Annotated in this window: 8 protein-coding genes; 2 read left to right on the top strand and 6 right to left on the bottom strand. The window is 51.1% G+C overall.

Translation table 11 applies throughout. The features are described 5' to 3' along the window. On the top strand, nt 1-1,012 hold a 1,012-nt coding region (locus B2899_RS06480), incomplete at its 5' end, for a sporulation integral membrane protein YlbJ (RefSeq protein WP_286884563.1). Between the two features lie 19 nt (nt 1,013-1,031). Here the strand turns inward: B2899_RS06480 and coaD are convergent. Together coaD and rsmD are read right to left on the bottom strand one after the other, a co-directional pair. Next, nucleotides 1,032-1,520 (bottom strand): pantetheine-phosphate adenylyltransferase, encoded by a 489-nt coding sequence (gene coaD / locus B2899_RS06475; protein WP_146809437.1) that lies wholly within the window; start codon nt 1,518-1,520, stop codon nt 1,032-1,034. Between the two features lie 20 nt (nt 1,521-1,540). Next, nucleotides 1,541-2,095 carry a 16S rRNA (guanine(966)-N(2))-methyltransferase RsmD gene (rsmD, locus tag B2899_RS06470; protein ID WP_146809438.1) on the bottom strand — a complete coding sequence of 185 codons (555 nt, stop codon included), beginning with the start codon at nt 2,093-2,095 and terminating at the stop codon, nt 1,541-1,543. A 342-nt stretch (nt 2,096-2,437) separates the two neighbouring features. On the opposite strand from rsmD, the gene B2899_RS06465 reads away from it, so the two are divergent. After that, nucleotides 2,438-2,974, top strand: coding sequence for an MgtC/SapB family protein (locus B2899_RS06465; protein ID WP_286884562.1), 537 nt, complete (start codon nt 2,438-2,440; stop codon nt 2,972-2,974). Here B2899_RS06465 and recG read toward each other — a convergent pair. From recG to B2899_RS06445, 4 genes are all read right to left on the bottom strand, one after another. Continuing rightward, nucleotides 2,971-5,031 carry an ATP-dependent DNA helicase RecG gene (recG, locus tag B2899_RS06460; protein WP_146809440.1) on the bottom strand — a complete coding sequence of 687 codons (2,061 nt, stop codon included), beginning with the start codon at nt 5,029-5,031 and terminating at the stop codon, nt 2,971-2,973. The two genes, B2899_RS06465 and recG, sit on opposite strands and share 4 nt — an antisense overlap. 121 nt (nt 5,032-5,152) lie before the next feature. Beyond that, nucleotides 5,153-6,007: a DegV family protein gene (locus B2899_RS06455; RefSeq protein WP_146809441.1), complete on the bottom strand. Its 855-nt coding sequence runs from the start codon at nt 6,005-6,007 to the stop codon at nt 5,153-5,155. Nucleotides 6,008-6,041: 34 nt separating this feature from the next. Then, nucleotides 6,042-7,796, bottom strand: a complete 1,755-nt coding sequence (locus tag B2899_RS06450; RefSeq protein ID WP_414631755.1) for a DAK2 domain-containing protein — start codon at nt 7,794-7,796, stop codon at nt 6,042-6,044. A 23-nt stretch (nt 7,797-7,819) separates the two neighbouring features. After that, nucleotides 7,820-8,185, bottom strand: coding sequence for an Asp23/Gls24 family envelope stress response protein (locus B2899_RS06445; protein WP_146809442.1), 366 nt, complete (start codon nt 8,183-8,185; stop codon nt 7,820-7,822). Nucleotides 8,186-8,307: the final 122 nt, after the last annotated feature.

Raw genomic sequence — 8,307 nt, 5'->3', positions numbered from 1 at the left:
ACCGCTCATGCGCCCTGTGTTTAACATTCCCGGCCCCGGTTCATTCGTTTGGACGATGGGATTTGCGTCCGGTTATCCGATCAGCGCTAAGCTGACCGTCCGCCTTCGCGAAAAAAAATTAATCTCACGCGCTGAAGGTGAGCGCCTCGTATCTTATACTACGACATCCGATCCCGTTTTTATTACCGGGGCCGTTGCCATCGGCTTCTTTCACAGCGCCAAAGTAGGGCTTGTGCTGCTTATTGCCCATTACACGACCGCTCTCATTGTTGGACTGATTATGGCACGGCATAACCGGGACGGTGAACGTACGCCGTATCGACCTGACAGTTCCAAACCGCTCCTGTACCGGGCACTCGCTTCCATGCATCACGCTCGCCTTCAGGACGGAAGGTCGTTCGGCAAACTAATGGGAGACGCCGTGGCTACCTCGCTGCAAACACAGATGGTAGTAGGAGGTTTCATCCTTTTCTTTTCTGTATTACTGACCCTGTTCATGAAATTGAAACTCATCGCTCTGCTGTCCGCTCTTCTTGGAGCAATGCTGGCTCTCTTCGGTTATCCGTTTGAAGCGGCCCAAGCGTTTATCTACGGATTGTTTGAAGTAACGCTCGGCGCCAAACAAGCCAGCGAGCTGTTCGGCTCCCAGGCCCCCGCGCTTGTCATGGCAATCACAAGCGCGGTGCTGGCCTGGGGCGGACTATCTGTACATGCACAGGTCGCCAGCATGCTTGCCGAGACAGACATTCGTTATTGGCCGTTCCTGTTCGCGCGTATCTGCCATGCCATGCTCGCCTTTGCATTTACGTACACGATCGGAGCATTTTTGTACGACAAGCTTCAACAAACAACACAAAGCGCGCTGCCTGTCTGGCTTCCTGCATTCAATCCGGCGCAGGAATCACTCTGGGCACTCTCGCCCCCCCAGATGGTTTCCCTGCTAGTATGTGCCGGAATGCTATTGTTCACCATCATATCGGTACATCTGGGAGCCCTGCTTGCCAAAAAATAAGCATCGAAAAAACCCCGACCTAGCGGGGTTCTCCAAACTTTTCACGCAGCGCTTTTTCCACTACAGGCGGTACCAGGCTGCTGACGTCTGCGCCATATTTGCCGACTTCTTTCACGATGCTTGAACTTAAAAAGGAATACTGGTTGTTGGTCATCATAAAAAATGTCTCGATTTTGTTGTCGAGCAGACGGTTGATGGACGCCATCTGCATCTCATATTCGAAGTCCGATACGGCGCGCAGGCCTTTGATAATGGCTTTTGCGCCTTTTGTATGCATGTAATCCACAAGCAAACCGTTGAATGTATCAACTTCAACGTTCGGCATCCCCTTCGTTACTTCACGCAGCAACTCAAGACGCTCTTCGATCGTAAATACCGGGTTTACTTTATTGCGATTGATAAGCACCGCTACAATAACTTTATCAAACACTTTGGTCCCCCGCTGGATAATATCGAGGTGTCCATATGTAACCGGATCAAAACTTCCCGGGCACACTGCAATACTCAATAATACCCCCTCCTTGTCGTCTACCCCTCGTTTTGGTAAATCGTAATGGTCGTCTGACCGTATGTTGTTTCTCTTACTTTAACTACGCTGCCGATTTGTTCACGCAGCTTGTCTCCCGCATCGTGTTCGGCAACGATCATAGCATCCGGAACGAGCAGGCCGTGATCCGCCATGATGGCGACCTGGCTCTCGATTTTTTGCTCGGCATACGGCGGATCGAGAAACACAATATCAAATGCGATTCCCCGCTTTTTCAGTGCATTTAAAGCCCGATCCGCGTCATTGCGGTATACCTCCGCCTGCCCTCTCAATCCTGTCGAGTCGAGATTCTGCAGGATCACTCCAACCGCCTTACGATTCGCGTCGACAAAGATGCATTTTTCCGCTCCCCGGCTCAGCGCCTCAATACCGAGCCCGCCTGTTCCCGCATACAAATCGAGCACCAATCCCCCATCAAAATAGGGACCGATGATATTGAAAATCGATTCTTTTACTTTGTCCACCGTAGGCCGCGTGCCTTTACCGGGCACAGCCTGCAGTGGATGCCCCTTTTTCGAGCCAGATACTACCCGCATGACTTCCACTCCACTGTTTTCCGTTTTTAAACGTCGTTAGTATAACATAAACAAATATTCTGGTAAATAATTAGAGCGCTTTCTTACATTCGTATGTATATTATGAGCAGGACACGTCCAAAATAATAACAGTAACACGGGAACCCCGTGTTGCCGACAACCGCGGAGAAGACTTACGTTTCCCCATAAGCTCTTCCTCCGGTTTCTCCTCTCCCATTATGCATGTCAGGCGCGCGGCGTTTGACATGTCCGTCTGGCTTGTTGCCGGACGGTTTTTTTTATCTTTCATACTCATAGAATATGATGGTAAGATAAAAACATTAGAGAGGGGAGAAAGTAACTTTGAACCATTTTATTGATCAACTCTCCCGTTCCGTACTCCACTTTGAGAACTGGGAGATGTACCTGCGTCTGACATTAAGCGCCATTTTCGGATTTGCTATCGGGCTGGAACGCACAAGCCGCTCCAAACCCGCCGGCATTAAGACATATACGTTCGTCACCGTAGCGTCCACCCTCCTAACCCTCGTCTCGATTCATACTGTGGATCGATATTCGATACCCGGTCATACGATGATGGACCCTATGCGGCTGGCCGCACAGATTGTCAGCGGACTCGGTTTTCTTGGCGCCGGACTCATTATTCAGCGCGGCCGTTCCGTCAAAGGTCTAACATCCGCAGCGATGGTATTCTTCGCAGGGGGGATCGGTATCTCGGTAGGCGCCGGTTATTACGGCATGACCGCTTTTGCCATGTTTTTGATGTATGCGGTCCTTCATATCGGTCATCGCCTTGAGCATTCACCTCGCTGGTCACACCATACAGACGAATCGGACGATGAGGATGACGGACGAAAATCAGATCGCGGGGAACTCTAATCTTTAATCTTCTCAAGAAAATAGTCGTCCCGCTTCAAGTATCTGCGCAAAGGCGCATATTCCGGACCGACCCAGAACACAGGAAGGCCGACAATTTCAGCCGCTTCCTGGCGGGCCACTTCAAGCATACGGTAATCCTGCACGACGTCGGCTACTTTAAATTCAGGCAGGCCGCTCTGTTTTGTGCCGAAAAAATCACCGGGACCGCGCAGTTCCAGATCACGGCGCGCCACTTCAAATCCATCGTTCGTCTCTGTCATAATCCGCATTCTTTCTTTACCGACTTCCGATTTTGGGTCAGCAATCAGAATGCAGTAGGACTGTTCCGCACCGCGGCCGACGCGGCCGCGCAGTTGGTGCAGCTGGGCCAAACCGAATCGCTCCGCATCGTAAATGACCATAAGGGAAGCGTTCGGCACATTGACGCCGACTTCCACTACCGTCGTCGAGACAAGCACATGAACTTCACCGCGGCTGAACCGCTGCATGACATCGTCTTTTTCTTTCGCAGGCAGCCGACCATGCATAAGACCTACATTATATTTTCCCGCAAAATAATGGCTAAGCTGCGCATGGACATCCATCGCGTTCTGCAAATCCAATTTTTCGGATTCCTCAATTAACGGCGAGATTACATATGCCTGTCTTCCTGTATCCAATTCCTTCTGCATGAAAGCCAGAATTCGGTCCAACATGTCATGTTTAACCCAGTATGTTTCGACTGGTTTACGCCCTGCCGGGAGTTCATCGATCGTCGATACATCCATGTCGCCGAACGCGGTAATCGCCAGCGTGCGGGGGATGGGCGTCGCTGTCATAAACAGCACATCCGGATGCAGCCCCTTCTCACGCAAAACGCGGCGCTGCTCTACCCCAAACCGATGCTGCTCGTCCGTAATGACCAGACCGAGATTACGGAAATACACGTCTTCCTGAATCAGCGCGTGCGTACCGATAACAATATGAATAAGACCGGATTGCAGTCCGGCGAGAATGTCACGGCGCTGCCGCACCGTTGCACTGCCCGAGAGCAGAGCAATCTCAATCCGATGCGGCACAAGTAATTCCTTAAGCGTTGCGTAATGCTGTTCTGCAAGAATCTCCGTCGGTACCATCAGCGCCCCCTGGAAACCGGCCGCAACCGTCGCGTACAATGCGATGGCCGCCACGATCGTTTTTCCGGAGCCTACGTCTCCTTGCAGCAGCCGATTCATAGAGTACTCAGCCTGCATATCTTCGAGGATTTCTTTCACCACGCGCTTCTGTGCACCCGTTAGCGGAAACGGAAGGCCGCGGATGAATTCACGCACCTGCTCGATCGGAATTTGCTGGGCCACACCGTCACTCGCCCGCCGGTTCATCGCGTGGTACGCCTGAAGTTTTAGCTGGAATAAAAACAGTTCTTCGAACGCCAGACGGCGGCGCCCCTGTTTTCCGGCCGCCACACTTTCCGGAAAGTGAATGTTACGGATGGCGTCCGCACGGGGCACGAGCTTATACTTGCGCATAAGGTTCTCCGGAAGAATTTCTTCTATCGCACCGCCATATTCTTTCAACGCTTCCTCAATCCAGCGCCGGATTTGCTTTACCTGGAGGTTGGCGGTTGTAGAATATACCGGCTGAATCGAACCCTGTTGGGGAGTTTTTTTGTTAGTATCAAGAAAATGATGTTCACTCACCGTTATCTGCAGACGGGCTTGCTCGAATTTGCCGGATAGCATAATCTCACGTCCCGCACGCAACTGCTGTTTTAAGAAATGGCGGTTGAACCAGATAGCGGTTACCACTACCCGGTCCACCACGACTTTTACGGTGAGACGGGATTTGCTTTTACCGTAAAACCGGACAACCGGTTCTCCGTATACCGTGCCGACAATGGTAATCTTTTCTCCGTCCTCCGCCTCGCTCAAACTCCGCACCCGGTAATCTTCGTAACGGTATGGAAAATGTTCAAGCAAATCCTGTATGGTATGAATATCAAGCGAGGCCAAATCAAGCGCTCGTTCCGCTCCGATTCCTTTTATTGCGGTAACGGGTTGTTGCAATGGATCGCTCACTGTTCTTCGGCTCCTTTATAGAAAAACATTCCTATCTCTTTAAGAGATAGGAATGTTCTTTTTATAGAAATCTTACCTTCCGGATCTCAAACCACATAGTTTGCCAAAAATCAAAAGCCTGTTATACCTTATACAGCGTTACGGCCAGTAAACCCGGCCCGCCATATGTGCCGATAACCGGGCCCAACTCCGTCACGACCATATCCTGTATCACATTCAGTTCTTCGGCTATCCGCGCCTTCAAAGCTTCGGCTTCTTCATGGCTTGTTGCATGCACGACGGCGGCCACAACCGGTGCGCTGCCGGCGAATTCTTTGGCCAAATCCAGCATTCGGCCTACCGCTTTTTTCTTGCCGCGCACTTTCTCGACTGCAGCCACTTCCCCTGTCTCGTCGAATGTTAAAATCGGCTTAACGTTCAACAGCGATCCCAATACAGCGGAAGCTTTCCCGATGCGTCCGCCCTTCTGCAGATACATAAGCGTATCCATTACGAAGAATGCTGCATGGTTGGCAATAAGCCGCTGAGCCAGATCAAGACACTGCTGTAAATTATTTCTTTCGCGAGCTGCACGCGCCACTGCCACGACAATCGAACCAAGCGCATACGAAGCGGTCCGGCTATCAATGACATGTACCTTTATTTTGTCCTGTACCATATCTTTTGCAAGGTTGGCTGTCTGGTACGTGCCGCTCAATGCGCTGGAAAGATGGATGGAAATAATCTGCGCATCCTCCCCTTTTGCGGCCAGCGCTTCATACATATCAACAAAATCGATCGGGGAGGGCTGGGATGTACGAGGCAGCCTGTCCGCTTTCTCAAGCTTTTCATAAAACTGTGCGGTTGTCAGGGTGACCCCGTCCAGATACGTGGCATCATCGATATGGACCTTCAGCGGAACTACATGAATATCCAATTCGGAAGCCAGCTCTTTCGGGATGTCGGCCGTGCTGTCAGTTACAATATAGAGCTTCATCGCGAAGGATCATCCCCTTTTTTGTGTCTATCGTTTATTCGACTGCGATAATAAATGAATACAGCGGTTGTCCCCCGTCATGCACTTCCACTTCATAGCTGTCAAATGAGGCGCGCAACTGCTTCTCCAATTCATTCATAGCCGATTCTTTCACATCCGCACCGTAAATCACCGTAATCAATCCATCGTCTTCATCAACCATCCGGCTAATTAACGCTTTGGCCGTCTCATACGCATCCTGTCCGGACGTAACGACATCGCCGTCAAAAATACCGATAAAATCGCCCTCTTTAATTATCAACTCATTCAACGTCGTATCCCGTACGGCATATGTGACAAGGCCGGTCTTAACGAGCGCAAGCGCCTCACTCATCCGATCGCGGTTCTGCTCAAGCGGCTCGTCCGCCGAGAATGCGAGCAGTGAGGACATGCCCTGCGGTACGCTCTTGGACGGAATGACGGCCGTAGGTACGTCTACCAGTTCTGCGGCCTGCTGAGCAGCCATGACGATATTTTTGTTGTTCGGCAGGATGAGAACCCGCTCTGCGTTTGCCTCTTCAATGGCGCTTACAAACTGCTCGGTGCTCGGATTCATCGTCTGTCCGCCTTCAATGATACGATCGACGCCCAGGCTTTTGAAGATGTCAGCAATCCCCTGACCGCTCGCCACTGCAATAATCGCATACGGCTTTTTCGCATTCTCCGGTTGCGGTATATCAAAATCCGGTTCGCCCCTTACTGCTTCGGTCACTTGCGATCTTTCCGCAGACACGGTAGGGGTTTCAGATGGCGACTTCAGCGCCTGTCTTGTCTTCTGGCGACGCAGCACCTCTTCATGCTGCAGGCGCATGTTCTCGATTTTAATCCGATCAAGCGCGCCGTACTGCTGGGCAAGCGAAAGCACTTCACCCGGCTCTTCGGCATGGATGTGAACCTTCACCAGATCCTCATCCGAGACGACAAGCAGCGAATCCCCATATGCGCTAATCCGTTCCTGGAACTCGTCCTGCGTAAAGACGGCATCCGGTCTTACGTGCACCATAAATTCTGTACAGTATCCGTATTTGATATCAGCCGGGTTAATCACATGGTGCATCTCGTCATGCGTCTCACCAAATAAAGACATACCTTCCGCAACCGCCGGCTTCGCTTCTTCCGGCTCGGCGAATACGATGCCGTCTTTTACCGCTTTCAAAAAGCCTTCATAAATATAGACAAGCCCCTGTCCGCCGGAATCGACCACGCCGACTTCTTTGAGTACCGACAATTGATTGGGCGTATTATCCAGTGCTTTCTGGGCCGCTTCAACCAGCCTTTCGACAACATCTTCAATAAGTCCGGAGCGTGCCGCTTTGCGCGCGGCTGCTGCCGCTTCCCGGGCCACCGTCAGGATCGTGCCTTCCACGGGCTTCATAACGGCTTTGTACGCCATCTCCACACCCTGTTGGAACGCATCCGCCAGCTTGTGGCTGTCCGCTTCCACAGAGTCGGCTAATCCTTTAGCAAAACCGCGGAACAACTGGGATAAAATAACCCCCGAATTGCCGCGCGCACCCATCAATAGCCCACGTGAGAATACGGATGCTACCTTTTCCGCTGTCTGTTCCGCCAATTTTTCCAACTCGGCTACGCCGGAAGTAAATGTTAAATTCATATTTGTTCCCGTATCGCCGTCCGGCACAGGGAACACATTGAGCGCGTCCACCTTTTTGACATGCTGCGTCAGGCGCTCCGCGCCCATTTTATACATTTGACGGAGAACTTGTCCCGTCAATGTGCGATTTCTCACGTACAATTTCCTCCCTTGTCCTTCTAGGAGCTCATTTCTCCACGAACACCTTGCACATAAATGTTGACTTCATCTACCGTTAATCCCAGTGTTTTATGTAATGCGTACTTTACACGTTCCTGCACACTATGAGCTACTTCGGAAATTTTCGTCCCGTAGCTCACGATAATATACAGGTCGATAACAGTCCGATTATTCTCGTCCCGAACTTCTACACCGCGTGACAGATTTTCCCGGCGCAAAATGTCGGCGATCCCGTCTTTCATCGTACGACGCGAAGACATACCGACCAGTCCGTAGCATTCCATGGCAACCGCGCCTGCAAGTGTCGTAATCACTTGTGTATCTATCTCAATTTTTCCGAGTTCCGTACTCATTTGAACGCTCATTTTCCTGCCTCCCTTTTTCTATGAAAATCATGAAGAAAGAAGGAGAGGAAAGAGGAGCCGGAGAAGAAAAAGGTCTTCGCCTTTTTCCACCTTGAAATCATCCCCTCGTTCTCTTCTCTCTT

Source organism: Aneurinibacillus sp. UBA3580, from assembly GCF_002375825.1.
Taxonomy (GTDB): Bacteria; Bacillota; Bacilli; order Aneurinibacillales; family Aneurinibacillaceae; genus Aneurinibacillus; species Aneurinibacillus danicus.
The sequence above is the reverse complement of the archived record's forward strand: the minus strand, read 5'-3'. Positions and strand labels throughout refer to the sequence as shown.

Coding starts and splice junctions, on each gene's coding strand:
- rsmD (WP_146809438.1), bottom strand. CDS start 2,095: ATGCGGGTAGTATCTGGCTCGAAAAAGGGGCATCCACTGCAGGCTGTG.
- B2899_RS06455 (WP_146809441.1), bottom strand. CDS start 6,007: ATGAAGCTCTATATTGTAACTGACAGCACGGCCGACATCCCGAAAGAG.
- B2899_RS06445 (WP_146809442.1), bottom strand. CDS start 8,185: ATGAGCGTTCAAATGAGTACGGAACTCGGAAAAATTGAGATAGATACA.